This window comes from Herbiconiux sp. 320_LB (genome assembly GCF_059691755.1).
The window spans coordinates 385477-411521 of the sequence record NZ_JCAWAD010000003.1 but is presented as its reverse complement, the minus strand read 5'-3'; the positions used below and the strand labels follow the sequence as shown (position 1 = coordinate 411521).

At 72.6% G+C, this 26045-nt stretch carries 23 protein-coding genes and 1 tRNA gene; 5 read left to right on the top strand and 19 right to left on the bottom strand.

Annotated features, from left to right (window positions below; all coding sequences use genetic code 11):
- Positions 1-26: 26 nt before the first annotated feature.
- From AC59HU_RS09835 to AC59HU_RS09820, 4 genes are all read right to left on the bottom strand, one after another.
- A complete protein-coding gene (locus AC59HU_RS09835; protein WP_497223202.1) occupies positions 27-1997 on the bottom strand; it encodes a cell wall-binding repeat-containing protein in 1971 nt (656 codons plus the stop codon).
- A 93-nt stretch (positions 1998-2090) separates the two neighbouring features.
- A complete protein-coding gene (locus AC59HU_RS09830) occupies positions 2091-4058 on the bottom strand; it encodes a cell wall-binding repeat-containing protein (protein ID WP_497223201.1) in 1968 nt (655 codons plus the stop codon).
- Positions 4059-4134: 76 nt separating this feature from the next.
- A complete protein-coding gene (locus AC59HU_RS09825) occupies positions 4135-4431 on the bottom strand; it encodes a hypothetical protein (RefSeq protein ID WP_497223200.1) in 297 nt (98 codons plus the stop codon).
- Positions 4432-4565: 134 nt separating this feature from the next.
- Positions 4566-6044 carry a hypothetical protein gene (locus AC59HU_RS09820; protein ID WP_497223199.1) on the bottom strand — a complete coding sequence of 493 codons (1479 nt, stop codon included), beginning with the start codon at positions 6042-6044 and terminating at the stop codon, positions 4566-4568.
- Between the two features lie 232 nt (positions 6045-6276).
- Between AC59HU_RS09820 and AC59HU_RS09815 the strand changes: the two genes are divergently transcribed.
- Positions 6277-6879, top strand: a complete 603-nt coding sequence (locus AC59HU_RS09815) for a type II toxin-antitoxin system PemK/MazF family toxin (protein ID WP_497223198.1) — start codon at positions 6277-6279, stop codon at positions 6877-6879.
- Here the strand turns inward: AC59HU_RS09815 and AC59HU_RS09810 are convergent.
- From AC59HU_RS09810 to AC59HU_RS09745, 14 genes are all read right to left on the bottom strand, one after another.
- Complete coding sequence (locus AC59HU_RS09810) at positions 6876-7472, bottom strand: HD domain-containing protein (protein ID WP_497223197.1); 597 nt, start codon at positions 7470-7472, stop codon at positions 6876-6878. The genes AC59HU_RS09815 and AC59HU_RS09810 overlap by 4 nt on opposite strands.
- 173 nt (positions 7473-7645) lie before the next feature.
- Positions 7646-7981 carry an SHOCT domain-containing protein gene (locus tag AC59HU_RS09805; RefSeq protein ID WP_497223196.1) on the bottom strand — a complete coding sequence of 112 codons (336 nt, stop codon included), beginning with the start codon at positions 7979-7981 and terminating at the stop codon, positions 7646-7648.
- Positions 7982-8096: 115 nt separating this feature from the next.
- Positions 8097-8765 carry a response regulator gene (locus AC59HU_RS09800; RefSeq protein WP_497223195.1) on the bottom strand — a complete coding sequence of 223 codons (669 nt, stop codon included), beginning with the start codon at positions 8763-8765 and terminating at the stop codon, positions 8097-8099.
- A complete protein-coding gene (locus AC59HU_RS09795; RefSeq protein ID WP_497223194.1) occupies positions 8762-10651 on the bottom strand; it encodes a sensor histidine kinase in 1890 nt (629 codons plus the stop codon). The genes AC59HU_RS09800 and AC59HU_RS09795 overlap by 4 nt, the downstream gene beginning before the upstream one ends.
- Before the next feature lie 236 nt (positions 10652-10887).
- The gene (locus AC59HU_RS09790; RefSeq protein ID WP_497223193.1) at positions 10888-11541 is read right to left on the bottom strand and encodes an FMN-dependent NADH-azoreductase; all 654 of its coding nucleotides are present in this window, start codon (positions 11539-11541) and stop codon (positions 10888-10890) included.
- 106 nt (positions 11542-11647) lie between these two features.
- A complete protein-coding gene (locus AC59HU_RS09785) occupies positions 11648-13918 on the bottom strand; it encodes an oxidoreductase (protein ID WP_497223192.1) in 2271 nt (756 codons plus the stop codon).
- A 5-nt stretch (positions 13919-13923) separates the two neighbouring features.
- Entirely contained in the window at positions 13924-14745 is an 822-nt protein-coding gene (locus tag AC59HU_RS09780; RefSeq protein ID WP_497223191.1) for an SDR family oxidoreductase, read from the bottom strand.
- Positions 14742-15947, bottom strand: coding sequence for an acyl-CoA dehydrogenase family protein (locus tag AC59HU_RS09775; RefSeq protein WP_497223190.1), 1206 nt, complete (start codon positions 15945-15947; stop codon positions 14742-14744). The genes AC59HU_RS09780 and AC59HU_RS09775 overlap by 4 nt, the downstream gene beginning before the upstream one ends.
- Positions 15944-17659, bottom strand: a complete 1716-nt coding sequence (locus AC59HU_RS09770; protein ID WP_497223189.1) for an AMP-binding protein — start codon at positions 17657-17659, stop codon at positions 15944-15946. Before AC59HU_RS09770 ends, AC59HU_RS09775 begins: the two co-directional genes overlap by 4 nt.
- Entirely contained in the window at positions 17656-19074 is a 1419-nt protein-coding gene (aroA, locus tag AC59HU_RS09765) for a 3-phosphoshikimate 1-carboxyvinyltransferase (RefSeq protein WP_497223188.1), read from the bottom strand. Before aroA ends, AC59HU_RS09770 begins: the two co-directional genes overlap by 4 nt.
- A gap of 175 nt (positions 19075-19249) precedes the next feature.
- On the bottom strand, positions 19250-19999 hold the full coding sequence (locus AC59HU_RS09760; RefSeq protein ID WP_497223187.1) for an anti-sigma factor family protein: 750 nt from the start codon (positions 19997-19999) through the stop codon (positions 19250-19252).
- A complete protein-coding gene (locus AC59HU_RS09755; RefSeq protein ID WP_497223186.1) occupies positions 19996-20502 on the bottom strand; it encodes a sigma-70 family RNA polymerase sigma factor in 507 nt (168 codons plus the stop codon). The genes AC59HU_RS09760 and AC59HU_RS09755 overlap by 4 nt, the downstream gene beginning before the upstream one ends.
- Positions 20503-20634: 132 nt before the next feature.
- The gene (locus AC59HU_RS09750) at positions 20635-22341 is read right to left on the bottom strand and encodes a class I adenylate-forming enzyme family protein (RefSeq protein WP_497223185.1); all 1707 of its coding nucleotides are present in this window, start codon (positions 22339-22341) and stop codon (positions 20635-20637) included.
- A 57-nt stretch (positions 22342-22398) separates the two neighbouring features.
- Complete coding sequence (locus AC59HU_RS09745; protein WP_497223184.1) at positions 22399-23037, bottom strand: MBL fold metallo-hydrolase; 639 nt, start codon at positions 23035-23037, stop codon at positions 22399-22401.
- 115 nt (positions 23038-23152) lie between these two features.
- On the opposite strand from AC59HU_RS09745, the gene AC59HU_RS09740 reads away from it, so the two are divergent.
- The 4 genes from AC59HU_RS09740 (at position 23153) to AC59HU_RS09725 (ending at position 25497) form a co-directional block, all read left to right on the top strand.
- Positions 23153-24112, top strand: a complete 960-nt coding sequence (locus tag AC59HU_RS09740) for a diacylglycerol/lipid kinase family protein (protein WP_497223183.1) — start codon at positions 23153-23155, stop codon at positions 24110-24112.
- A gap of 42 nt (positions 24113-24154) precedes the next feature.
- Positions 24155-24227, top strand: a tRNA-Glu gene (locus AC59HU_RS09735).
- 111 nt (positions 24228-24338) lie between these two features.
- Positions 24339-24542, top strand: a complete 204-nt coding sequence (locus tag AC59HU_RS09730; protein ID WP_497223182.1) for a hypothetical protein — start codon at positions 24339-24341, stop codon at positions 24540-24542.
- Positions 24543-24861: 319 nt separating this feature from the next.
- Entirely contained in the window at positions 24862-25497 is a 636-nt protein-coding gene (locus tag AC59HU_RS09725) for a hypothetical protein (protein WP_497223181.1), read from the top strand.
- Positions 25498-25548: 51 nt separating this feature from the next.
- Here AC59HU_RS09725 and AC59HU_RS09720 read toward each other — a convergent pair whose 3' ends face one another.
- Positions 25549-26043 (bottom strand): FBP domain-containing protein, encoded by a 495-nt coding sequence (locus tag AC59HU_RS09720; protein ID WP_497223180.1) that lies wholly within the window; start codon positions 26041-26043, stop codon positions 25549-25551.
- Positions 26044-26045 lie beyond the last annotated feature (2 nt).

Sequence of the window (26045 nt, the reverse complement as noted above, 5' to 3'; positions counted from 1 at the left end):
TAGCGCCCCCGGCGCGCTGCCGTCTCCTACGAGCAGGCGTAGAGGGTGCGGAGGTTGGACGAGAGAGACGCCTCACCGCCCAAGAGGACGACTTTCGTGGCGTGCAGCGAAAGGATGTCGGCGAGGACGTCCTGGGGGACGCAGTAGGTGTTCACGAGGTAGAGCGGGGCGTGGTCCGCGCCCGCATGCACCCCGCCGGTGAGTCCATCGGGGAAGTTCGCTCCCGTAGCCAGGTACACCGTGTCAGATGCCGCGAACGTCGCTCGGTTCAGGACGACCGTGCCGGTGTAGCGGTCCGGCCCCGCGAGCCGGTTCACGGAGACACCGGCACCGAGAGTGGATGCCACCCCCTGTGAAACCGAGGCGGGTCCGCCCACCACCGTCACCGTGGTCGTCCCTTCGGTCGTCAACAGTGCCCGAGTGGCATCGTCGGCGGCGGCTGCCGAGCCGTCCGTGAGCAGCACCGGGGCGCCGTTCGAAGCCGCCGCCGCGCCGGCCGACAGCGCATCCGCGTAGGTCTGGCCGGTCACGAGATACACCGACGGCGTACCCGACGGGAACGCTCGCGTGATGAGGTTGCGCGAGACCTCGTAGCGGTCCGCTCCGCCGACCCGCTGAGTCGGCGCCAGCGTGTTCAGGTCGGCGAGCACCGATTCCGCGATCGTCGCCGGTCCGCCTGCCACGACGATCGAGGACGGGTGGAGCCGGACGATCTCTGCTCGCACCGAATCCGGCAGGTGGTCGGCAAAGGTGAGCAGCAGCGCACCGTGCTCCTTCGCGGCGGCCGGCCCGGCCGCGAGGGCGTCAGGGAAGGTCATGCCGGAGGCGACGTAGACCACGGGCGCACCCGCCGCCGAGTCGGGGAACTGCTTCTGCGAGTTGGCGACCGCCATCTCGTAGCGGTCGGCTCCACCGATCCGGGTCGTCTTGACCCCGGGCATGGTCACCATGCCTGCTGAACCCGCGGTCCACCCGTCCAGGTGGCCCGGAGCCGAGGCTGTCTCCATGAACTGGAGCAGCCGCCCCACGTCCGCGACCGTCGGGGAGTAGGTCCGCGTGCCGTTCGGAGTGAGCTGTATGCCGTCTCGGTACCACGCGGCCGTCAGTGAGGAGGGCTCGGGGTTCCAGGTGATCTGCGAGGCGGTGAGCATCCCCCCGACGACGTCGTCACCGGTGACCTGGATCTGGCCGACGGGCTGGACGGTGGTGACCGCGACGTCCGCACAGCCCAGCACGGCCGGGCCCGCGCCGCTGTTCTGCCCCCAGGGTGACAGCACGGCGCAGACGCGATACGACCCCCACTGGGAGATCGGGATCAGTTCGTCGAAGCCGGCCACGCCGGTCAGCCCGGGGTGCGCGGCTCGGATGTCGGGGCGATCGACGTCGCTCTGCCCGGTGACCGAGGAGCCGATGCCGGTGGTCGGCCCGTTGCCGACATAAAGGATGTTGTAGGTCACGGTCGACGGCTGCGCGCCCTCCGGCAGCCACGAGTCGGAGGTCCACCCCTTCACCCGCAGCGCGAGCCGGCCACCGGACGAGTCGGTCGAGAGTGACTCCAGTTGGCCGGTGAGGTTTTCCGTCGGCACCGTCGCGAAGCTGCAGCCGACGGATCCGGAACCGACGTAGGCGCAGACCGAGTAAAGACCGGACGGTCCGGAGCCGAGGTTCACGCGAAAGCCATGCTTCGGGCCCGCGCCGGGGACGGCGGCGGCGACGTCGGGGCGGTCGTAGGTGGCGTATCCCCATCCGAGGTCGCCCGAGTGCCCGTCCGGATACCGCCCCTTTATCGACATGTACGCGGCCTCGGTCGGGAAGCGGGTGTCGATGGCCCAGCCGACCGCGACCAACCCCTCGCCCCGAATGAAGGTCACGGAGTCGAGTGCCCCGACCACCGTCGGTTCGGCGTGGGCGGCATCCGTCGGGCCCGCGAGCGGGGCCGCGAGGGCCAGGGCCGTCGTGAGTGCGAGCGTGGTGACGGCAGCGAGCAGCCTGCGCATGAATCCCCCGAGATCCGGTCGCGGCTGAGCTACATCGTCAACTGTCGACTCTGCACATTATGCACGAACCAGGAGTCGCGCTGGGATACCCCTCTACGAGCAGGCGTAGAGGTTCTGCACGTCCTGGTTCAGCGAGGCGGGGCCGCCGAGGAGGACGACCTTCGAGGCGTGCAGCGACACGATGTCGGCGAGCACGTCCTGCGGCACGCAGGTGCCGTTCACGAGGTAGAGGGACGCGTGGTCGGCGCCCGCGTGCACTCCACCGGTCAGGCCGTCCGGGAAGTTCAGGCCGGTCGCGAGGTAGACCGTGCCCGCCGACGAGAAGCTCGCGCGGTTCAGCACGACCGTGCCGGTGTAGCGGTCGGGCCCGGAGAGGCGGTTCACGGCGATGCCGGTCCCGAGCGATCCGGCGACACCGGGGGAGACGGATGCGGTGCCGCCGACGACGGTGACCGCGGTCGTGCCGGCCGCGGTGAGCGCGGCCCGGGTGGCGTCGTCGGCGGCGCCCGCCCCACCGTCGGTCAGCAGCACGGGGGCGCCGACCGAGGCGGCCGCGGCACCGGCCGAGAGGGCGTCGGCGTAGTTCGCGCCGGTGACCAGGTAGACGCTCGGGGCACCCTGCGGGAAGGCGTGGGCGATCAGGTTGCGCGAGACGGCGTAGCGGTCGGCGCCGTCGATCCTCGAGGCCGGGGCGAGGGTGGCCAGGTCGGCGAGCACCGCGTCGGAGACGGTCGCCGGGCCGCCGGCGACGACGATGGATGCCGGATGCAGCCGCGTGATCTCGGCGCGCACGGAGTCCGGCAGGTGGTCGGCGAAGGTCAGCAGCAGCGCGCCGTGCTCCTTCGCGGCGGCCGGGCCGGCGGCCAGGGCGTCGGGGAACTTCTCGCCCGAGGCGACGTACACGACGGGCGCGCCCGCCGTCGCGTCCGGGAACTGCGCTTGTGAGTTGGCGACGGCCATCTCGTACCGATCCGCCCCGCCGATCCGCGAGGTGGTGACCCCGGGGATGGTCACGGGCCCGGCATCGATCCTGATGTTCGTCGGGAAGACGCCCTGCTTGGACACGTTCTCGGTGAAGGTGAGGTAGTGACCGACGTCGGCCAGGCCGGGGGAGTAGGTGCGACTGGACGTCACGGCGACGAATCCCGCATCCGGGTCGTACCGGTTCCAGGCGAACTGGTCGGATTCCGGTGTCGGGCTCCAGGTGGGTGCGGTCGCGGTGACCGTACCGCCGACGGTCGCTTGCCCGCTGACGGTCGGCGGACCACCCAGGAAGGCCGGGACGGTGACGTCGAGGCACCCCAGGATGGCCGACGGGTTTCCGCGGAGGTCGGCTGCCGTGGCGCAGACCCGGTGGTCGCCGGGTCCACTGATGTCGAAGGGCTCCTGGAATCCCGCCACGCCGGTGAGGGAAGGATGCGCCGCTCTGACATCGGGACGGTCGGACCGACTGGATCCGGAGCCCGCCACGGCTCCGTTCGACGTACCGACGACGTAGGAGATGTTCGTGCGAGCCTCCCCGTTCGCCTGATAGGAATCCGACGTCCAGCCGCGAAGGATCAGCGCCGTGCCACCGGAGTAGCCCGTGCCGAGCGTCACGGACTCCAACTGCCCGGTCACGGTCTCCGCGGGCATCGTGACGAAGGAGCAGCCGACCGCCTCTGACCACGCGTAGGCGCAGATCGAGTAGAGACCGGCCGGTGGGTAGCCGCCGAGGCTGATGCGGAAACCGTGGGCAGCGCCGGCTCCGGGGACGGCGGCCGCGACGTCGGGGCGGTCGAAGGCGGCGTTGCCCTGACCGAGGTCGCCCGAGTGCCCGTCCGGGTACTGACCCTTGATCGACATGTAGACGGGTGTGGCGGGTGAGAGGGTGTTGACCGCCCAGCCGACCGCGATGAGGCCTTCGCCGGGCACGAAGTTCACGTAGTCGAGCGAGCCGATCATCTGGTGCGTCATGATCGGGTCGGCGTGTGCCGTATCGGCGCTCGCGGCGAGCGGGGCCGCGAGGGCAAGGGCCGTCGTGAGTGCGAGCGTGGTGACGGCAGCGAGCAGCTTGCGCATGAATCCCCCGAGATCCGGTCGCGGTTGAGCTACATCGTCAACTGTCGACTCTGCACATTATGCACGAACCGCCGGGTCAGATGAGGACGTTCTGGCTGCCGTTCGCGAGCGACTCGGAGCGGATGACGGACGACCAGTGGTCGCCGGCCCGCATCCAGTCCTCGACCGGCGCGGCCCCGAGCATCCGCGAGGCCAGCACGTGCTCAACCAGTCGGTGCACGGCCCGGAAGTCGCCCTGCACGTGCAGGGGCATCGTCATCAGCGTCTCGCCGGTGAAACGATGGATGCGGAGGAACCAGCCGCGCTTCTCGCGCGACACCACCGCGACCTCGGCGAGGCGCGGGTCGAAGGTGCTCGACGACGTGCGATCCACCCTGGTACCCCCTCCTCGACCGAGTGCGACATTCCGGTAGTCCGTCGTGTCGGTAGAACGTCAACTAGTTAGAGACACTAGCGACGAGTCACACTACAGAGAAGGGGTAGGGGCGGACCAATCCGCGCATCCGATCAGAAATCGTCGATGTGCAGGTGGTTGCAGGTGTCCTCGAAGTCGACGAAGTTGATGAAGTCGGGCTCGTTGCCGGCCGCGCGACGGCACTGCGACTGGCCGACCCGCGATCCGTTCGGCATCATCGGGTCGAGCACCGAGATCAGGTCGAGCGAGGCCCCGTTGGCGCCGGTGGTGCGCACGCCACCGACCGAGGTGAAGTCGACCGCGTGGCCGCCGCCCTGCCGGTAGTGGGCCGAGGCCGTGCCCGCACCCTCGATCTGGCCGGTGCAGCGGCGGCTGATGTCGCTCACGCCGGCGCTGCCGAAGGCGCGCACGGCGGCCACCATCGCCTGCAGGATGACCGTGTCGATGCCGCAGTTCGCGACCTCCTTGCCCTGGGCGATCCAGGCGATCTCGAAGATGTGGTCGGGGGTCGAGCCGTGGAACTGGCCCGAGGCGACGTAGCCCATGAGCTCCTGGGCCAGGGCCTGCTTGTCCGAGGAGACGGGGCCGACGACCTGGCCGCCCCCGCCGGCAGCGGCGGCAGCCTCGGCGGCTGCAGCAGCGGCGGCGGCTGCGGCCGCCGCGGCTGCAGCAGCGGCGGCGGCGACTCCGGCCTGGTACTGCTCCTCGGTGGTCGCGAGGTTCTGCTGCAGGCTCGTCAGCTGCGCCTGCAGTTCGGCCTGGTGGGCGCTCTGCTCCTGCAGCGCGGCGATCATCGCCTGCTGCGCGGCCGCAGCCTGCTCGAGGGCGGCTTGGGCGGCGTCGGCGAGGCCGGAGAGCTGCTGCTTCGCCACGTCCGCCTGCTCGGCGAGGGATTTGGCTGCATTGCTGTCCTGGTCGGCCTTGGCGTAGACGCCGTTGACCGCCTGGGTCAGCTGACCGGCCGAGCTGAGCTGGGCGAGCAGGTCGTCGGCCTGCTGGGACGAGCTGGTGAGCAGCAGCGAGGTGAGGTCCTGCCCGCCGCTCCGCGCGAACTGCGCGGCGACGAGGGCCGCGCGCTTCTTCGAGGTCTCGGCCTCGGTCGCGGCGCTCGCCGCCTGGGCTGCGAGGGTGTCGGCCTTCTGCTGCCCGGCCGCGAGGGCGGCCTCGGCCGCGTCGTTCTCGTCCGAGCGCTGCGCCACCAGGGCCTGGGCCTCGTCGGCCTTCACCTGCAGGTCGGAGATCAGGTTCTGGATCTTCGCGACCTCGTCCTGCTTCGCCGACTCGCTCGAGCGGGCGGCGAGCACGTCGTCCCAGCTCGGGTAGTCGGCGGCGTGGGCGGCGGGCGCACCGAGCACCGTGGCGCCGACCGTGAGTGAGACGACGAGCAGCGTGCTGGCGGCGGCGTGGAGTCGCGCCGGCAGGTTGCGGGCGGCGCGGCGGGCGGCGCTGCGGCTGGCGCTGGGGGCGGTGCTGCGGGCGGTGCTGCGGGCGACGCTGGGGGCGGCGCTGCGCACGTGTCGGCGGGCCTTCGGGAGCGCGGTGGCGGCGGGGGCGCGGAACGGACGGTTCATGGATCCTCGTGCTTCGGATCACGCCGGGGCGGCGCGAGTCCCGCACCGAATCTAACCGCGCCCCGCGCCCTGTCCCGGAGGACGCGGCGGTGATTCGCGATTGGCTCGCCCGGTCCCTGTCGCTGCTCTGGACGGTGTCGCGGTCGTGGTCGCTGTCGCTGTCGCTCTCCGGGTCGCCGCGGAGGACTCGGCGGTCATCCGCGACTGGCCCGCCCCTGTTAGGGTCGGGCGCATGACGACGCGGGCCGAGCAGCCGAGCCCCGGGCGATTCGGTCCGGCGGCCACGACCGAGGTCGATCCGGCGCGGGTCGGGCCCGTGCGCATCCGCTACAACCCGGTCACCGACGGCAGTGCCGACCCGGGCGAGATCGTCTGGACCTGGGTGCCCTACCAGGAGGCCGACGGTCGGGGCAAGGACAGGCCGGTGCTCGTCGTGGCCCGCGAGGCCGACGGGGGGTCGAACGGCCGGGCGAATCGCCGGGCGTCGGGCGGGCGCGGCACTTCGGGCGGCACGGTGCTCGCCGTGGCGCTCACCTCGAAGCCCCACGACGACAGCTACGACGTGGGTATCGGCAGCGGGCGATGGGATGCGGCCGGCCGCCCCAGCTGGGTGCGGCTCGAGCGGGTCTTCCGCGTGCATCCCGAGGGCATGCGGCGCGAGGCGGTCGCGCTCGACGCCCGCCGGTTCCGGGTGGTCGCCGATCGGCTCGTCGAACGCTTCGGCTGGACCGCGGATGCGCCGGGTCGCGTCCCCGCGGCGGCGGGGCGAGCGGAGGCGGCGCGCACGGGCTCGATGCTCGGCCGGGCGATCCGCCGCCTGTTCGGCCGAGGCTAGAGCGCCTCGAGGGGATTGGCCGCCATGCGCCCCGCGATGCCGCTCGCGACCGCGGCCGCGGCGCTGCTCGACGGCTTCCGCTCCGCTTGCGCGGTCAGGCAGCCGATGAACTCCTCGGCCAGGTCGCCGCGGGGGTAGCGCGCGATGACCTCGCGGCGCAGCTCCTCGGGCCACCACCCGGCGTTGCGACCCGAGATGTCCAGGCCCGTCGCGACGCAGAGCAGGTACCCCTCGGCGTCGGCGGCCGGGTCGACGTCGTCCTCCATGTGCCGCACGATGATCTCGCCGGCGCGGTCGCCGCGCTCGGCGGTCCAGCCCGCGCCGGCGGCGAAGACCCGGGCGACGTGGCCGCCGGCGTGCTCGAAGGCGAGCGTCACGTTGTCGAACTCCGGGGTCAGCCCGATGTCGTGCAGCAGGGCGGCGACGAAGAGCAGCTCGTCGTCGACCGCATAGCCGCGGAGCCGACCCAGCTCGGCCGCCCAGCGGTACGACCGGATGCAGTGGTCGAGCATCGCCCGCGAGTGGTACCGGGTGGCCACCGCGAGGGCGGCGCGGGCGGCCGCCGTGGTGGGGAGCGAGGGATCGAGGTCCATCGCACCATCATCCCCGTCGGCCGGCTCGGCCGGATCCCGAAGAGCTGATGCGTCGGTTTCTCGAGGCGGAATGGCCGGAACCCGACGCTGCGCGCCCGACTCCGAGCGCCAGACTCCGCCCGCCCACCGCCGCCCGCCCACCACCGCGACGACCCGACCCGCCGCCTCGGCGGCTAGCGGCCGGGGTACTGCGGCGTCGGGTTGTTCGCCCGCAGCACCTCGAGGCGGGCGCGGTACTCCACCTCGTCGATGTCGCCCTGGGCGAAGCGCTCGGCCAGCGTGGCCTCGGCACGGCGACCGGCCTGGTCCGCTCCCATCCGGTTCGCCCAGGCGGCACGGCGCCAGCGTCGCCCGACGGTGGCGAACAGCACGGCGATCAGGGCGACCCAGAACAGCGGGATCAGGAGGAACAGCCAGCCCGGACCGCCACCCCAGCCCCAGCCTCCGGGGTGGGCGAGGACGGCCGGCGAGGCGGCGGTGCTGATGGCGGTGACGGCGGTTGCGAACACGATCTGTCCTTACTCTCTCGGGCTCCGGCGGAACCACTGACACCAGCTTCGTCAGCGCCCGCCGCCGGCGAATCCGCCAGTGGGCGGCATCCGTCGTACACCCGGGGGAGCAGCCTCAGGCCGGATCGCGCCCCGGCACGATCAGGCCGGTGCGGTAGGCCGTGATCACGAGCTGCACCCGGTCGCGGGCGCCGAGCTTGGTCATGATCCGCGACACGTGTGTCTTCGAGGTGAGCGGGCTGAGGAACAGGCGCGAGGCGATCTCCTCGTTGGTGAGCCCGGCGCCGACCAGTGCCAGCACCTCGCGCTCGCGCACGGTGAGCACCTCGAGCGCACCCGTGTCCGGCGCGTCGGTCAGGTCGTGCGAGACGCGTTCGAGCAGCCGCCGCGTGACGCCGGGGCTCAGCAGGGCATCGCCGCCGGCGACGACCCGCACCGCGCGGATCAGCTCGACCGGCTCGGTGTCCTTGACCAGGAACCCCGACGCCCCGGCCCGGATCGCGCGGCCCACGTACTCGTCGAGTTCGAAGGTCGTGACGACGACGATGCGGGTGGCCGCGAGCCCGGGGTCGGCGGTGATCCGCTCGGTGGCCCAGAGTCCGTCGCCGTCGGGCATCCGGATGTCCATCAGGATGACGTCGGGATGCTCTGCCCGCACGAGGTCGACGGCCTCGGTGCCGGTCCCGGCCTCGCCGATCACCTCGATGTCGGGTTCGGAGGCGAGCAGTGCCCGGAACCCGCCTCGGATGAGCTGCTGGTCGTCGGCGATCGCGACGCGGATCACGGGTTCTCCTCCCGGTCGGTGCCCGGAGCGTCCCGTGCGGTGCGCGGCTCGACTGGTGCGGTGCCCGGCTCGTCCCGTGCGGAGTCCGGCCCGTCCGGCGACCCCGGCGGCGCGTCCCGCGCGGCACCCGGCGCGTACTGCGCCGCCCGCGGCTCGTTCCGCGCGGTGACCCGGTCATCGCGGTCGGTGCCCGGAGCGTCGCGTGCGGTGCGCGAGGGCAGGGGGATGACGGCACGCACGCGGAACCCGCCGCCGGCGACCGGCCCCGCCTCGAGTCGGCCGCCGAGCAGCTCGGCGCGCTCTCGCATCCCGAGCAGGCCACGCCCGCCGCGCTCCTCGCGATCGTCATGCTCATCCCGCGCCGCAGGAGCGGTGCGCCCGTCGCGGGGGGACGTGCCGTCGCGGCCGGGCGACGACGCGGCGGCACCGTCGTCCACGATCATCGCGGTGACCGCATCCGGCTCGTCGCGGAGCGACACCTCGACGCTGTGCGCGCGGGCGTGCCGCAGCACGTTGGTCAGCGATTCCTGCACGATGCGGTAGAGCGCGAGCTGCACCGGCCGGGGCGTGCGCGCGGCGTCGATCGTATCGGTGAGCGCGACCTGCAGGCCCTGCGCCCGTACCGTGTCGACGAGCGCCGGGAGCCGCGAGAGGTCGGGCTCGGGAACCAGCGGCGCGCCGTCGTCCCCACCCCGACCGGTCTCGGATCCGGGCCCCGACCGCAGGATGCCGAGCACCGAGCGCACCTCGTCGAGCGCCTGCTTCGAGCTGGACTTGATGTTCGCCAGAGCCGTCGCGGCCGCCGCGGGGTCGCTGTCGATCAGGTGCAGCCCGACGCCCGCCTGCACGTTGATCTGACTGAGCGAGTGGGCGAGCACGTCGTGCAGCTCGCGGGCGATCCGCACCCGTTCGGCCTGCGCTTCGCCGGCCCGGCGCAGGGCGATCCGTCGCCGCAGTTCGTCGTACCGGCGGCGACGGGTCCGGATGCTCTCGCCCAGGGCGAGCATCAGCACGAGCGCGAGGGTCACCGCGACGACGAGGGCGGCCGGCCAGTCGACGCCGAGCACGAGGCCGGCGGTGATCGTGGCGACCCAGGCGGCGGCGAGGGAGATCCAGGCCCACACGCGTGCCCCGCGCACGACCGCGCCGACGACGGCGAAGGCCAAGGCGATGTAGGGCGGAGCCGAGTCGCCGGAGACGACGATCACATAGGCGCCCGCGGCGGCCGAGGTCGCCGCAACGACCGGGCCGGGGAACCGGCGGGCGCCGATCAGCAGCAGGGGTCCGGCCAGGGCAAGGGCGACGCGGGCGACGTCGTCGGCGGGCAGGCCGCTGATCCAGCCCGCGAGGTGGCGGGCGCGCCAGACGAACAGCGACGCGGGCACCTGCACCACGAAGGAGATGACGACCGGCAGCCACAGCGCGACCGCTCCCGACACCCGGAACCGCGGCCCCACCCACCCCTCGTCGCTCCCCGCGGTGAGAGGCTCCCCGCGCCCGAACCCGTCCGGCCCGTACCCGTCGGGCTCGCGTTCCGGGCCGCGGCGGTCGCGCGGCGCGCGCCCCCACCCGGCGCTGCCCCCGTCGTGGGCCTGCCCGCCGCCGCTGCCGTCGTATCGATGCCGGTCGCGCCCGGTGGGCCGGTCGTCGCGTCGTTCCCGGTCCAGCCCAGCGCGGTCGTCGGATCCGTCCCGGTCCTGGGCGTCGGTGCGGGGTCGGCGTTCGTCCCGGTCGTGCTCACGGCCGCGGTGGTCGCGTGGCGCACGGCCCCACCCGTCGGCGCGGTCTTCGCGGTTGCTCGCGTTCCACCCGGTCGAGCGCTCGTCGCCGTCGGCCGGGTCGCCGTCGGCCGCGGCCGAGGGAGCATCGCGGTTGCGGGACGACATGGGTCGATGCTAACCGCCACTGCCGCGCGGGCGCGTGCCTCCGTCGGGGCGAACCCGCGTACTCCCGGGGGAGTACACCGCCCGGCTCGCAGTCGTCCATGACGCTGAACGGGTCACGACGACCACGAGCCGGCGCCCGCGGAGATGAGCGCCGCGGAAGTCTCGCTCGCGTAGGCCTGAGCGCGCGGATACAGGCGCCCGCGTGGGTCAGCCCATGCGGACGGTGGCGCCGGGGGTCAGCGCTGCGCGGCGCCCAGGCGGGCACCGAGCTCGGCGGCCTCGGTGAGCGCCGCGGTGAGCTCGGCCTGACCCCGGGGGATCTGGTCGGCGAGGGCCGGCACGTCTTCGGCCAGGGTGAGGCTGGTCTGCAGCACCGCCACGTCCATCCCGAGCGCGCTGCCCAGGATGAGCTTCAGCGGCGGCACCCCGTGGTCCCATCCCTCCGTCGGCGAGCCCTCGTCGTACGACGCACCCCGGCTCGAGACGATCACGGCGGGTCGCCCCGCCATCGGCTGCGTGTCGACGTCGAAGGGCGCGGTGACGGCCGGCACGTGAATGTAGTCGATCCACGCCTTCAGGCTCGACGGCATCGAGTAGTTGTAGAGCGGCGCCCCTACCAGCACCACGTCGGCGGCGAGCAGCTCGGCGATGAGCGATGCCTGCAGCGCCTCGGCGTCGGCCGGGGGATTCGCGTCGGCCGGGCGCAGGCGCGGCGGCCAGTGCAGGGCGGCGTCGGGGAGATGGGGGATCGGATCGCGGTGCAGGTCGCGATGCGTCACCGAGTTGCCCGGGTGAGCGGCGAGCCACGCCTCACTGAAGCGGCGCCCGATCGCCCGTGATCGGGACCGCACGGGATCGGCGGAGGAGTCGAGATGGAGCAAGTTGGCCATGCCGACACGCTACCCCCGACCCCCGACACGGGTCACGCGCGACACCGCCCCGCCGCGCGGCACTCGCCGCACCGGGCCGCCGCGGCCGGCGCACCGCCGCTCGCGCTCAGGGAGCCAGCGCCCGCGCCGCGTCCAGCCCCTGGCGCGTGGCCCGCACGGCGTCGACGCCCGAAGCGTCGAGCGCACCCCCGACCAGCTTGAACCGGATGCCCGCCGCCGTCAGCGCCTCGCTCAGCGGATCGTGCGAGACCTGCCCCGCGCACACCACGACGACGTCGGCCGGGATCAGCTCACGCCGCTCCACCGGCCCCGACTCGCCCTCCTCGAGGATCCGCACCTCGACCCCCTCGGGGGTGATCCGCTCGTAGGCCAGCCCGGAGAGCATCCGCACCCCCGCATCCTTCAGCTCGCCGAGCGCGACCCAGCGCGAGGTCAGGCCCATGCCGGCACCGAACTTGCCGCTGCGACGGAGGATCGTGACGTCGCTGCCCGGTCGAGGCGCGAACGACACGGGATGCCCGGCCCCGGCCGCCGCCTGCGACGCCCTGACCCGCGTGCGCTGGGGCAGCGCATCCGATTCGAGGAAGGTGCTCGGGCCGTCGAGGTCGAAGCGCCGCTCGAACTCGCGGGCGCGCACCGCCGGATCGTGCGAGAGCACCAGGAACTTCGCCAGGTCGACCCCGATCCCGCCGCCGCCGATGATCGCCACCCGACCGGCCGGAACCCCCTCGAGCACCGCCCGCTCGTAGTCGAGCACGTGCGGCAGCTCGGCCCCTGGCAGCTCGGCGGCGCGCGGGCGAACCCCGGTCGCCAGCACGACCCCGTCGAAGGCGGCGAGCTCGGCCGCCTCGGGGGCGTGGCCGAGCTCGATCCGGGCGCCCAGCGCCTCGAGCCGAGACGCGTAGTGGGCGACGGTCAGCGCGTAGTCCTCCTTGGTCGGGATGCGCGCGGCCAGCGTGAACTGGCCGCCGAGTGCCGGGCCCGCCTCGAAGAGGGTGACCGCGTGCCCGCGCTCGGCGAGGTCGGTGGCCGCGACGAGTCCGGCGGGTCCGGCGCCGACGACCGCGTAGCGCGCCGGGGCCGTGGTGAGCGTCAGCGGATAGCGCGTCTCGTTGCCGGCCCGCGGGTTCACCAGGCACGAGACCGGCTGCTTGACGAACGACCGGTCCAGGCACGCCTGGTTGCAGGCGATGCAGGTGTTGACCGCATCCAGACGACCCTCGCGGGAGCGGTCGACGATCGCGGCGTCGGCGAGGAAGGGCCTCGCCAGCGCGACGGCGGTGATCAGCCCGCCGGCGAGCACGTCCTCGACGTCACGGAGGTCGGTGAGGCGGTTGCTCGCGATCACGGGGACCGCCGTCGCCGGATGCGACCGCGGGTCGGCGCCGGCGTCGGCCCCAGACGCAGCACCGGCCCCCGCCGCGGCAGAGGCCCCGCCCGAAGCCCCGGCCGAGCCCCCGCCCTCACCGTGCCCCTCGGGCAGCATAACGGCCTCCGCCACCGCCTCCGCATACCGCAGCCACACCCCGTGCGGCACCGCGGCCTGCACGGTCGGCACGACCGACTCGTGCCACCCGATGCCGACGTTCAGCGCGTCGGCCCCGGCGAGCACCAGCGCGCGCGCCAGCTCGGCGGTCTCGGCGGGCGTCGTCGATCCGGGCACCAGATCGGCGCCCGACATCCGCACGATCACCGGCACGTCCCAGCCGGCGCCCGACCGCACCGCGCGCACCACCTCGACCGCGAAGCGCCGACGGCGGGCGGCGTCGCCACCCCAGCCGTCGTCACGCCGATTGGTGACCGGCGAGCAGAACTGGTTGATCAGATAGCCCTCGCTGGCCATCACCTCGACCGCGTCGAAACCGAGCTCGACGGCGCGCGCGGCGGCGGCGCCGAACTCGCCGATCACCCGGCGGATGCCCTCCTCGTCGAGCTCCACCGGTGTCTGCGCGCCCTTGCTGCGCCAGGGGAGCGGCGAGGGGGCGACCGGATGCAGTTGCCGGCCCGCCGCATCCGTCACCCCGTCGAGGAGGGCGTAGCGACCGGCGTGGAACAGCTGGGCGGCGATGGCCCCGCCCTCGGCGTGCACGGCGGCGACCGCGGCGGCGAACCGCGCGTCGCTCGCCGGGTCGCCGAGCACGCTGAAGTCGTCGGCGCCCGATCCCTCCGGGCTCACGGCGAGCCCGCCCGTGATCACGAGTGCGGCGCCGCCGCGGATCCGCTCGGCGTAGTACGCGCCGAGGGCCGCACCGCCGTCGTCGAGGGTCTCGAGCCCGGTGTGCATGCTGCCCGTGACGACGCGGTGCGGCAGGTCGAGCCCGCCGAGCCGCCAGGGCGTGAAGGTGCGCGCGAGCAGCGGGTCGACCGTGCCCGGCACGCCGATCAGCTCTCCCCGAGCACGGCGGCCCGGAGGTCGCCGGTCGTGTCGGACCAGTAGGGCGGGGCGACGACGGTCAGCCCGCCGTCGACGGTGAGCACCTGGCCTGTGATGTAGCCGGCGCGGTCGGAGAGCAGGAAGTCGGCGGCGTCGGCCATGTCGTCGGCGGTGCCCGGGCGCTGCAGCGGGATCTTGGACAGCACGCTCTCGATCGGAGCCATGCCGGGCACGCGGTTGTAGAAGTAGTCGAGTGAGTCGGTGTCGATCAGGCCGCCGTTCACGGCGTTGACGGTGATCCCGCGCGGACCGTACTCGTTCGCCATGTACTTCACGTAGCTCTCGTTGGCGGCCTTCGCCGACCCCAGAGCGGCGTAGGTCGCGAAGGCGCGCTGTGATCCGTAGCTCGTGACGGCGAGGATGCGGCCGCCACGGCCCATCAGCTCAGCCGCCCGGATCGCGCCGAGCACGAAGGAGCGGGTGTTGGTGGCGTAGCTGCGGTCGAGGTGGTGCACCTTCAGCTGAGACACCGGCTTGAAGGCGCTCGCGGCGGCGTTGGCCACGAAGGCGTCGAGGCGCCCGTACTCGTCGCGCACCCGGTCGAAGAGGCGGTCGATGTCCTCGGGCAGCTCGATGTCGGCCTGTACGGTGATGCCCGAGCCGCCGGCCGCGACGACGTCGGCGAGCGACTCCTCGGCCAGGTCGGCGTTGACCTTGTAGTTGACGACCACCGCGGCGCCCTGGGCGCCCAGCTTCCGGGCCAGCAGCCGGCCGATGCCGCGCGAGGCCCCGGTGATGACGACGACGCGGGGTGCGGTCTCGGCGCTCATGCCTCGGCTCCGTTCAGGGCGGCGGCCGCCTGCTGCAGGATCGCCCGGGCGACCACGGTCTTCTGGATCTCGTTCGTGCCCTCCTCGAAGCGCTGCGCCCGGGCATCCCGGTACACCCGCTCGATCGGGTTGCGGTGCCAGTAGCCCTGACCGCCGTGGATCTGCAGGGCCTTGTCGGTGACCCGCGCGAGCATGTCGACGGCGATCATCTTGGAGGCGCTCGACAACGGCCCCGCATCCGGAGCGCCGTTCTCGAACGCCCGGGCGGCCTCGAGCACGAGGGCCCGCGCGGCGGCGATGTCGGCGTAGTTCTCGGCCAGGTAGCCCTGGATGACGGGTCGCTCGGCGAGCTTCTTGCCGAAGGTCTCGCGCTTCAGCGCGTACTGCACCGCGAGCTCCTGCGCCCGCTCGGCCAGGCCCACGCAGCTCATGGCCACCGAGACCCGACTGGGCAGCAGGAATCCGCCGAGGGCGACCTTGAGGCCGTCTCCCTCCTCGCCCAGGCGGGCCGAGACGGGCACGGGGGTGTCGGTGAAGTGCAGGATCGCGTGGTCGGTGCCGCGCACGCCCATCGTGTCGGAGTCGTCGATGACCTCGGCACCCGGGAGGCCGGTGTTCGGCACGAGGAGGGCGACCGTGCCCTCCTGCCCCGAGGTGCCCTCGAGCCGGGCGAAGAGCAGCCAGTAGTCGCACTTCACCCCGAAGGTGATCAGGTGCTTCTCGCCGGTGAGGTAATACGTGTCGCCCTCGCGGCGCACGGTGGTGCGGAGGTCGGCCCCGGTGCCCGCGGTCGCCTCGGTCAGGGTGAAGGCGACGAGCACCTCACCGGCCACCGACCGCTTGATGATCTCGCGCTGCTCGTCGTTCGCGAACGGCAGCATGGCACGCCAGGTGCCGTTGTTGACGTGGGCGAGCATCCGGATGGAGGCGTGCGAGCGCGAGAACAGCTCGATCAGCTCGAGATAGCGCGAGAAGGGGATGCCGCGGCCGCCGAGCTCGACCGGGGCGGCCAGGCTCATGTAGCCGCAGTCGCGGAGCTCTTCGTAGAGCGCGCGGGGCACGTCGCCCTCGGCCTCGATCCGTTCGGCCCAGACTTCGCCGGGGCCGCGCACCCAGGCCTCGATGTCGGCCTTGACCGCCTGGAAGGCGGCCTCGTCGAAGGCCTGCTCGTTCTGCGTCGTCGCCGTCTCCGTGGTGCTCATGCGGGTGCACTCGCTTTCTCGTCGTCGTCCTGCAGGGTGGCGATGATCCGCTCCCTGAGGACATTCTTCTGGATCTTGCCGACCGGGTTGCGCGGCAGGGCGTCGATCAGCTCGAGCCGCTCCGGCCAGTAGTACTTCGACACGCCGGCCCGACGCAGATGATCCTGCATCGCCGCGAAGCCGAGCGGCGACTCGCCGTCGGCGGTCACCACGTAGGCGCAGGCGCGCTCGCCGAGGCGGGGGTCGGGCATCGCGACCACCGCGACGTCCTTGACCGCCGGATGCGCGAACAGCAGGTTCTCGATCTCGACCACGGGGATCTTCTCCCCGCCGCGGTTGATCACGTCCTTGACGCGACCGGTCACGTGCAGGAAGCCGTCGGCGTCCACGATGCCGAGGTCGCCGGTGCGGTACCAGCCGTCGGGCGTGAACACCTCCGCCGTGAGATCCGGCCGGTCGAGGTAGCCGAGGAAGAGGGTGGGGCTCAGCAGCTCGTAGTGTCCCTCGCGCCCGGCCGGCAGCTCCCGGCCCTCGTCGTCGACGATCCGGATGCGGATGCCGGCGAGCGGGCGCCCGTCGGTTCCCCAGGCGGCGCTCGGCGGGTCGGTCGGCGTCGAGAGCGTGCCGAGGCAGGTCTCGGTGGTGCCGAAGGCCCCGCAGACCGCGGTGTCGAGCACGCGGGTGGCGCGCTCGGCGAGCTCGCGGGGCACAGCGGCTCCGGTGGCGACGAAGATGCGCAGGCTCGCCGGGCGGGGCATCCCCGCCTCGACCGCGTCGACCAGATCCATCAGGAACGGCGTCGCCGCCTGCACGAAGGCCGCGTGCGCCTGACCGAACGCTTGCTCGAGGGCGACGGTCGCGCTCCAGACGGGCTGCACGACGGCGGCGACCCCGAGCCGCCAGCTGAGCAGGAGGCCGTAGAGGAACCCGGTCTGGTGCGCCAGCGGAGACGGGATGTACACGCGGTCGCCGGGCCCGAGGCCCAGGTGCGCCGCCTCGAGCTCGGTGGCCAGCGCGAGCGATCGGTGTGCGTGCTGCACGCCCTTGGGCTCCCCGGTGGTGCCGGAGGTGAAGAGCAGCTGGGCCACGTCGTCGACGTCGGGGCGGCGACGGCGCAGCTCGGCCGCGCGGGCGTCGTCGAGCGTGACGGCCGCGACGGCGGCGTCGTAGTCGAGGGTGGGCCAGGGCGACGGATGCGCCGGTTTCGACTCGGCCTGCGCGCTCGGGGACGCGACCCCGTCGCCCGTGCCCGCCCGCGGCCGCCCGTCGGCATCCGTCGCCCCGACGACCAGCACGTGCTCGACCGCCAGCGGAAGCCCCCGGGCCGCCGCCTCGCGGTCGACACCGGCCAGCTCGTCGGCGTGCCGGCGCCGGCGGAACAGCTCGGGCACGACGAGCACCCGGGCCTTCGACCGGGAGAGCACCATGGCGACCTCGCGCTCGCCGAAGACCGGCATGATCGGGGCGACGACCGCGCCGATCTGCAGCACGCCGAGCGTGACGCTGACGCACTCGGCCCAGTTGGGCAGCTGGAAGGCGACCGACTCGCCGGGGCGCACGCCGAGGTCGAGCAGCACGGCCGAGACGCGGTCGGCCTCGGCCCGCAGCGCCGACCAGCTCAGGGTGCGCGGCCGGTCGCCGACCTCGACCACCGCCGCGTCGTGCGGGTGGTCGCGGGCGAGGTCGTCGACCTCGGCGGTCAGCGCCCTCACGACACCAGGGCCTCGGCGCGGGAGCCCCCGGCGGCGCGGGGACTGTTCGCGGCGCGGGGACTCCCGGCGGCGCGGGCCGAGCCGGCGGGGATGCTCATGTCGAGCCCGATCCTCGTCATCTCCTCCAGGAAGGTGGGGTACGAGATCCGGTACGCCCGCGGATAGGTCAGCTGCGACTCGCCGCGCGCCCGGGTCGCGGCGATCGCGAGCGACATCAGCACTCGGTGGTCGTTGAAGGACGACATCGGGGCGCCTTCAAGCGTCTGCACCCCGGTGATCTCGAGCTCGGGCCCGCGGTCGACGAGTCGGCCGCCGAGCTTGTTGAGCTGCAGCATCGCGCGCACCCGGTCCGACTCCTTGAGGCGGATGTGCGACACCTCGCACAGCGTCGACACCCCGTCGGCGAAGGTCGCCATCGCCGAGAGCACCGGCAGCAGGTCGGGGATGTGCTGGCAGTCCACGTGGTCGAGGGGCGTCAGCCGGATGCCGTCGTGCCGCACCCGCACGAAGCCGGTCTCCGGGTCGTGGCTCATCGGCAGGCCCATCGCCCCCGCCAGGTCGAGGAAGTCGGACTCGGGGTGGTCGGTCTCGGCCGAGGTCGTCGCCCGGAGCCCGCGGAACAGCACGTCGGAGGGGTGGATCGCGGTCGCCGCCAGCCCGAACGCGGCCGAGCCGATGTCGGGCGGGATCGTGTAGTCGGCGGGGGTGGCGGTCTGGCCCGGGCGCACGGTGAAGGTGCGCCAGTCGTCCGAGTGCTCGACGTCGAGGCCGAACAGCGCCATCATCCGCACCGTCAGCTCGACGTAGGGCTGCTCGTTCAGCTCGCCGACGACCTCGATCGTGGTCTCCCGACGGGCGAACGGGGCGAGCAGCAGCAGCCCGGAGAGCCACTGCGACAGCGTGCCGGGGATCGTGACGTGGCCGCCCTCGGGTCGGCCCGGATGCACGGTGATCGGCGGGCGGTCCTCGGTCGCCTCGTAGCGCACGCCCAGCTGACCGAGCGCCTCGAGCAGCGCCTTGATCGGCCGGCGACGGAAGTACTTCATGCCCGTCAGCGTGATCGGGCGGTCGGCGAGCGAGGCGAGCCCGGTCATGAAGTACAGCGTCGTGCCGGAGGAGCCGACGTTCAGCAGGCCCTCGGTCGAGATCGAGCCGTGGTCGACGACGCGTTCGCGGGTGGAGTAGGGGCCGCCGTGCACGACGTAGGTGTCGCCGTCGATCTCGATCCGGGTGCCGAGCGCGCGGAGCACCCCGACGGTCCAGACCACCTGGCGGGTCTCGGACAGTCCGCGGATGACGCTGCGGCCGGGCGCGAGCGAGGCGAGCACGAGAGCGCGGTGGGCGTGGTACTTCGAGACCGGCACGTTCAGTTCACCGGTCAGAGGCTCGGAGGAGCCGTTGACGAACAGTTGCACTACCAGACCTCCAGGAACTCGTCCGGGGCTCCGGACGAGCGGAGTCGCACAGGCATCGAAAGGTTTCCGGGACCATATTGCCACCTGCGCGGGGCGGGATCGGACCCGGAGAGTGGTCTTGGGAGTACCACCGTGGGGCGGGCGGCGCGGATCACCCGGCCTGTGCGTTCCGGGGTCAGAGCACGGTGCGCACGATGGCCTGATCGCTCCCGGCGACCCGGATGTCGACCGCGCGGATCTGGGCCGTCGGGATGCTCGTCGACGCCGACAGGTCGCCGGCCGCGTCGCCGCGGGCCGTCCAGGTCGCCACGGTGGTCTCGCCGCCGCCCTGATCCGTCACGACCAGGTCGTAGGTGACCGGGTCGGCCGAGGGATCCCAACTCTCGCGGTAGCTGCAGTTCCAGTCGAAGCGCGTGCCCCAGCTCGCCTCGGTGACGGTGAGGTCGGCGTCGATCCACCCGGGCTGCACCTGCGTCATGGCGACGGCCTCGGCCTCGATGACGGTCGCGACCGGGGGCGTCGCCGCGGTGCCGATCGTCACCACCGTGATCACGCCGGCGGCCACCAGGAGCGCGCCCGTACCGATCAGGGCGCCGGTGAGCAGCCGTCGGCGGCTCCGGCGACGTGCGGTGCGGGCGAGCTGCTGCACCCGGTCCGGGATGCGGGAGGTCCGTGCGGGGGCGACCGGTACCGCGCCGGGTTCGAGCAGGGTGGCGGCCTCGTCGGCGGTGAGGCGGCCGAGCACCGCGGGGATCCCCGCGAGCTCGGCGACCTCGGCCGTGCAGCGCGGGCACTCGGCGAGGTGGCGTTCGAAGGCGCGGCGCTCGTCGGCGCCGAGCATGCCCATCACGTACGCGGCATCCCAGTCCTGGAAGGCGTCGGTCCGGTCGTTCGACGACCGATCGCTCGGAGAATTCTCGTTCACTGGGTGACCCCCCGTTCCTGCAGGGCGAGGCGGAGCGCCCGGAGTGCGTAGTGCATCCGGGATCGGACCGTGCCGACCGGGACGCCTTCCCGCTCGGCGATCTCGCCGGCGGTGTTGCCGAGATAGTAGGAGCTGACGATCGCAGTGCGGTGCTCCAGTGAGAGCGAGAGAAGCGCGTCCGAGAGCAGCCAGCGATCCAGCACCGCGTCGGTCTGGTCGGAACTCGCACGCTCGGGCACCTCGTCGGTCGCGAACTCGTGGGTGTGGCGGGCGCTGCGGCGGTCGTCGATCACGAGGTTGCGGGTGACGGTGAAGAGCCAGGCGCGCACCTCCTCGTCGTCCTGCTCCAGGATGGCGGGCTTCTTCCAGGCACGGAGGAGCGCCTCCTGCACCACGTCCTGCGACAGGTTCGGATCGCGGGTCAGCCGCAGGGCGTAGCGGAACAGCGCCGGCCCGTGGGCGTCGTGAATCGCCCGCAGCAGCTGGGCCTGATCGTCTGACATCGCACCTCCGTCTAGGACAACGGTAGCGGGGGGCGGAACGTTCAACCGCGGGTGCGGGGTTCTGGTGCGAGTGCGGGGTTCGGGCGCGGCTGGCGGGTGCGGGTGCGGGTGCGGGGCGAGCGCCGCCTCAGCTCACGGCGTGAAGAACACCCCCGCCGCCGCGTCGGCCGAGGACTGCTGCTTCATCAGGTAGTGCTGCTTCTTGCCGGTGGCCGTGTACGGCAGCTCGTCGACGAAGGCGTACCGGCGAGGGCGCTTGAAACGGGCCAGCGCGACGCTGTCCTGGCAGAAGCGGTCGAGCTCGGCGGCGGCGGCCGCCTCGTCCTCCAGCGCGCCTTTCCGGCGGAGCACGTAGGCGACCACGAGCTCGCCCCACTCCGGATCGGGCAGGCTGGTCACGATGCTGTCGGCGACGCCCGGGTGGCCGGCCAGCACCTCCTCGACCTGCACCGGATGCACGTTCTCGCCCCCGGTGATGATCATGTCGTCCTTGCGGCCGACGATCGTCACGATCTCGTCCTCGTCCCAGGTCGCGAGGTCGCCCGGGTACATCCAGCCGTCGCGGAACTTCTTGGCCTGCTCCTCGGGGTTCCCCGCGTAGGCGTAGCCGCTCTTGACGGTGCGCATGATCACCTCGCCCACCTCGCTGCCGTCTTTCGCGACGGTGTCGGTGGGATCGGCGAAGCGGTCGTCGTAGACCTTCACGACGGCCACGTCGTCGTCGAGACAGGCGCGCCCGGCCGCACCCGCCGCATCCGGCAGGTCTTCGGGCCGGAGATAGGTGTTCCAGAACGCCTCGGTCGTTCCGTAGCCGTTCGCGATGCGCTTGGTCAGCGTGGCCTGGTAGCGCAGCGCTGCGGCCCGCTCGAGCGGCGCACCCATGGTGACGATGCCGGAGAGGGAGGAGAGGTCGCGGGGCGAGGCCTCCTGCGTCTCGGCGAGTCGCTCGAGGTTCGTGGGTGCCCCGATCACGTAGGTGAGGCGGTGCTTCTGGATCAGATCGAGCACGAGCCCCGGCTCGAACTGGGGCAGCGTCACGGCCTCGCCGCCGACGTAGAACATCGTGTTGGGCCCGGCACAGTAGTTGCCCCCGCGGTGGAACCACGGAGACATGTTCATCGTGCGGTCGGTCGGGCCGAGCGGGAAGTGCATGATCGCGTCGTGGGCTGAGAGCGTCTCGTTCAGGCTCGTCAGCGGCACCGCCTTCGGCATCCCCGTGGTGCCCGAGGTGTAGAGCCGCGACGTCTCGTCCCACACCGTGCCGTCGGTGGGGGCGCGGAAGCTCGGGGCGCCGTCCACGAGGAGGTCGTCGAAGCGCAGCGCCCCCTCGACCACCGGGTCGGCGCCGTCGGGAGTGCCCACCTCGACGAGCACCGGCGGTCGGAAGTCGCTGAGCTCCAGTGCGGTGGTGACCTCGCCGGCGAGGCTCGCCTCGTAGAAGAAGATCACCGGCCGCGAGGTGCGGAGGATGTGCGCGGTCTCGGCGGGGGCGAGCCGGAAGTTCATCGGCGACGACACCGCCCGGAGGCCCTGGGAGGCGACGTAGAGGAAGGCGAACTCGGGCCGGTTGATCAGCTGGTACCCGACGAGGTCGCCCACTCCGACACCGTGCGCCGCGAGCCCGGCGACGAGCGCTCCGGTGACCTCGCCGAGGTCGCGATAGGTCCAGGAGCGGCCCGTCACCGAGTCGGTCAGGGCCGTGCGGTGGGCGTACCGGTGGATGTTCCGTTCCACCGCCGAGGCCCAGGTGAAGTTGTGCTCGAAGACCTGGCGGAACGCGCTCGGGTCGTAGTCGGTGTTGCCGGCCGTGCCGACCGGGACGTCGTCGGTGATGCTCATGGATATCAGGTATACAACTCCGGCGGCCCCGGACACCACACGCCCACAGCGCGCCGCCTACAGATCGATCGAGTCGCCCGGCGCGAGCGGCACGAACTCGCCGCCGCCCTGTTCGGTGGCCCAGGTGAGCCGGTCGTTGATCATGCCCTTGCCGATCACCGACAGCACCATCTCGTGCGTGGGGAACGCGCGGTGGGGCGCGACCTCGAGCACGAAGTCCATGGCCTCGGCCACCTTCATCCACGGCCCCGACGCCGGCACGGCGAGCGTGTCGACCTCGACGCCCTCGGGCACGGCGAAGGAGTCGCCCGGGTAGTACAGCGTGTCGTTGACCAGCACCCCGACGTTGTCGATCACCGGGATCGAGGAGTGGATGACGGCGTGCCGGCCGCCGAAGAACCGCAGGGTGAACGGGCCGGCCTCGACGGTGTCGCCGGGCGCGACCGTCGTGATCTCGAACTCCGACGCCGCGGCGGCGACACCCTCCGGGCCGAAGATCGGGATGCCGGGGGAGGCCTCGAGGATGCGGTTCAGCTGCTCAGGGGTCCAGTGATCGGGATGCTCGTGGGTGAGCACGATCGCAGCCGCGTTCGCCGCGTCGGTGATCGGCGTCGTGAACGCCCCCGGGTCGACGAAGAGCTTCTTGCCGGAGAGTTCGAGGAGGAGGGCTGCGTGCTCGAATTTGGTGAGTCTCATGGTTCCCGACTCAACACCCGACCGGCGGGTGTGCGCAACGCGGACGCCCAGCCTGTGGAGAGCTGCCGCCGACGCATGCGCTGTGCAGGATGCGACGTGGGGAATAATCGGTCCCGTGACCCCACCCGCCAAACGGATCGTCGTGGCGATCAACCCGAACGCCTCCTTCGGCAAGTCCCGACCGGTCGGTCCGACCGTCGTCGCGGCCCTCAGGTCGTTCGGCCATGACGTCGTGCCGCTCAGCGCCCCGGACTTCGACGGGCTCGTGCGCGTCGCCCGGCAGTCGCTCGACCTGCCCACCGACGCCTTCGTGGTGGTCGGCGGGGACGGCATGGTGAACCTCGGTGTCGATCTGGTCGCCGGCACCGGCGTGCCCCTCGGCATCATCCCGGCCGGCACCGGCAACGACTTCGCGACCGGCATCGGCATCCCGACCGGCGATCCCGAGGCCGCGACGGCGCTGCTCCTCGCCGCGCTCGAACGCGAGCCGCGCCGAATCGACGCCGCCCGGGTCACCGGCGCGGGGCTGGTCGTGCCCGGCGCCGCCGCGGGTGGGGGATCCGAGGGCGATGACGACCCGCAACCGCACCGCTGGTTCGCCGGGGTGCTCTCGGCCGGATTCGACGCCGCCGTCAACGAACGGGCGAACCTGATGCGCCGCCCGCGCGGAGCATCCCGCTACGTCATCGCGCTCGTCGCCGAGCTGCTCACCCTGCGCTCGCGTCGCTACCGCCTCACGATCGACGGGGAGTCCTTCGAGGTCGACTCCTGCCTGCTCTCGGTCGCGAACAACACGACCATCGGGGGCGGGATGAAGATCGCGCCCGACGCCCTGCTCGACGACGGCCTGCTGGACGTGTTCATTGTGAAGCCGGTGTCGCGACTGCGATTCATCCGGCTGTTCCCGAAGGTGTTCTCGGGCACACACGCGGGGCTGGACGTCGTGGAATTCCGGCGCGGGAGGCGGGTCACGGTCTCGTCCGAGGACGTCGTGGGCTACGCCGACGGCGAGCGTTTCGGCTCTCTCCCGCTCACCGTGGAGGTCGTTCCGGGGGCGCTCTCGGTGCTGATTTGAGAAGCCTCCCGGGGTGTGGCATACTCGTTGAGTTGTCAAAACGGCCCCATCGTTTAGCGGCCTAGGACGTCGCCCTCTCACGGCGGTAACGCGGGTTCAAATCCCGCTGGGGTCACAACAGCGAAAGCCTCCGGTCATCCGGAGGCTTTCTGCGTTTCCGGGCGCCTGCTCGGGGTCTCGACGGAGAGTGCTACCCGCTGTCGGGGGTCGGTGCTTGACTTGCGGTATGACAGACAACGACAAGCCCGACCTCAGCGACATCGAGTACCCGGACTACTCCGGGTACCCCGACGGCGAGGGGGTCGTCGGCAACGGCCCCACGACCGACGCGGTGCCCTCCGGGGTCGACCCGACGATCGCCGACGAGCCGGAGGATGCCGGCGAGGCGATCGAGACCGACGAGGAGACCATCGTCGAGAACGACGGCTGAGCCCGTTCTCCTCCGTCGCTCGGTGACCGGCTGAGTCGGCCCTCCTCCGTCGGCACGTGGTCGGCTGAGTCGCCCCTCCTCCGTCGGCCCGTGGTCGGCTGAGCATGCCCCTCTCCGGCGGCCCCAGGTCGGCTCAGGGCATCCGCAGGGCGATTCCACGGGCCCTTCCCAGCGGATCGTTGCCGTGCGTTAACCGGATCGTTGCTCACGCGCCGTACACCCGTCCTTCACCTCGGAGCGGCGCGCGCTTCACACGCGCGCCCGATCGTGGGCCCGATGCGGCTCGCCCGGGCCCGCGTCGAGCGATGCGGGGGAGTGGATGGCCGATACGGCGCGCGTGGTCTTCCTCGCCTTCCGCTCTCCGGCTGACCCGATGAGCCAGGCGTGGACCAGGTTCCGCGAGAGCGTGGCCGCCGCCTCCGATCTGCCCGGGGTGCGCTCGTCCGCCGGGGCCGTCCCGACCGCCGCCTCCGGTGGCTACTCCGAGCAGGCCGCGTCCTCCGTGTCGCTCGGCTCGGGGATGCCGGCGGGAGGGCGCGCGACCGAGAGCGCGCGGGCCACGCGACCGACGGGCCGCTCGACCCCGCCGGGGAGCACGGGCGTCTGGCGCATCCTCGCGACCAACAACCGCGAACTCTGCCGGGCGGCCCACGTCTACCCGAGCTTCGGCCGGGCCCGCGGTCACGTGCTGCGGCTGCGCGAGCAGCTCGACGAGCTCGTCGTGGTGCCGGTGGTCGGGCCGCGACCCGGCAGCCGCGGGTGGTACCTGACGCACAACGGGGTCGTCGTCGTGACCTGCGGGCGCTGGTACGGTTCGACCGCATCCAGCGCCGAGGCGGCGGAGGCCAGTCTCGAGGCGATCCGGAGCGCCGTCATCGCCGACGCGGCCCGCGAGCCGTCGTCGGCGCCCCGATCGGCGCGGGTGCCCGCCGGAGCGGAGCCGGCCGCCTGGTGACGAGCCGGTGGCGCGGGATCGCGGCCATCCGACCGCTGCATGCTCGTGCGGTCAGCTCGCGCGCAGCACTCCGTCGGTGAAGGAGTTGAGCCGTGAGCTCAGCCCCTGGGCGCGCGAGGCGATCACGGCGTTCGGGTCGGGCTGCAGCTCGGAGCGCGGAGGCACGATCCGGATCAGCAGCGAGCACGACAGGTCGGAGCAGATGTAGGTGCCGACGGTGCTGCCGTCCAAGCCCGCCTGACCGGCCTTCGGAGCCGTGAACAGGGTCACCTGCCCGCCCGGCAACGGCGTGCGGCACAGCGTGCACATGGCGGCGATGCCCGGCTTCGTGCGCGAGCCGGCGGCCTTCAGCATGATGCCGACGGGGCGGCCCTCGCGCCAGTAGACGATGTAGCCGCGGTGGATGGCGTGGGCGTCGCGCCAGCCGAGGAACTCGCGATCCTCCCACACGATCTCGTGCAGGCCCGGCAGGGTCATCCGCTCGAGGTCGTGGTCGCTGATGTTCGTGAAGGACCCGAGGATCTCGGACTCGCTGAGTGGCTGCATCC

Coding starts and splice junctions, on each gene's coding strand:
- AC59HU_RS09720 (WP_497223180.1), bottom strand. CDS start 26,043: ATGCAGCCACTCAGCGAGTCCGAGATCCTCGGGTCCTTCACGAACATC.
- AC59HU_RS09820 (WP_497223199.1), bottom strand. CDS start 6,044: ATGAACCGTCCGTTCCGCGCCCCCGCCGCCACCGCGCTCCCGAAGGCC.
- AC59HU_RS09730 (WP_497223182.1), top strand. CDS start 24,339: ATGACAGACAACGACAAGCCCGACCTCAGCGACATCGAGTACCCGGAC.
- AC59HU_RS09810 (WP_497223197.1), bottom strand. CDS start 7,472: ATGGACCTCGATCCCTCGCTCCCCACCACGGCGGCCGCCCGCGCCGCC.
- AC59HU_RS09830 (WP_497223201.1), bottom strand. CDS start 4,058: ATGCGCAAGCTGCTCGCTGCCGTCACCACGCTCGCACTCACGACGGCC.
- AC59HU_RS09835 (WP_497223202.1), bottom strand. CDS start 1,997: ATGCGCAGGCTGCTCGCTGCCGTCACCACGCTCGCACTCACGACGGCC.
- AC59HU_RS09815 (WP_497223198.1), top strand. CDS start 6,277: ATGACGACGCGGGCCGAGCAGCCGAGCCCCGGGCGATTCGGTCCGGCG.
- AC59HU_RS09725 (WP_497223181.1), top strand. CDS start 24,862: ATGGCCGATACGGCGCGCGTGGTCTTCCTCGCCTTCCGCTCTCCGGCT.
- AC59HU_RS09750 (WP_497223185.1), bottom strand. CDS start 22,341: ATGAGCATCACCGACGACGTCCCGGTCGGCACGGCCGGCAACACCGAC.
- AC59HU_RS09775 (WP_497223190.1), bottom strand. CDS start 15,947: ATGAGCACCACGGAGACGGCGACGACGCAGAACGAGCAGGCCTTCGAC.
- AC59HU_RS09745 (WP_497223184.1), bottom strand. CDS start 23,037: ATGAGACTCACCAAATTCGAGCACGCAGCCCTCCTCCTCGAACTCTCC.
- AC59HU_RS09795 (WP_497223194.1), bottom strand. CDS start 10,651: ATGTCGTCCCGCAACCGCGATGCTCCCTCGGCCGCGGCCGACGGCGAC.
- AC59HU_RS09755 (WP_497223186.1), bottom strand. CDS start 20,502: ATGTCAGACGATCAGGCCCAGCTGCTGCGGGCGATTCACGACGCCCAC.
- AC59HU_RS09780 (WP_497223191.1), bottom strand. CDS start 14,745: ATGAGCGCCGAGACCGCACCCCGCGTCGTCGTCATCACCGGGGCCTCG.
- AC59HU_RS09790 (WP_497223193.1), bottom strand. CDS start 11,541: ATGGCCAACTTGCTCCATCTCGACTCCTCCGCCGATCCCGTGCGGTCC.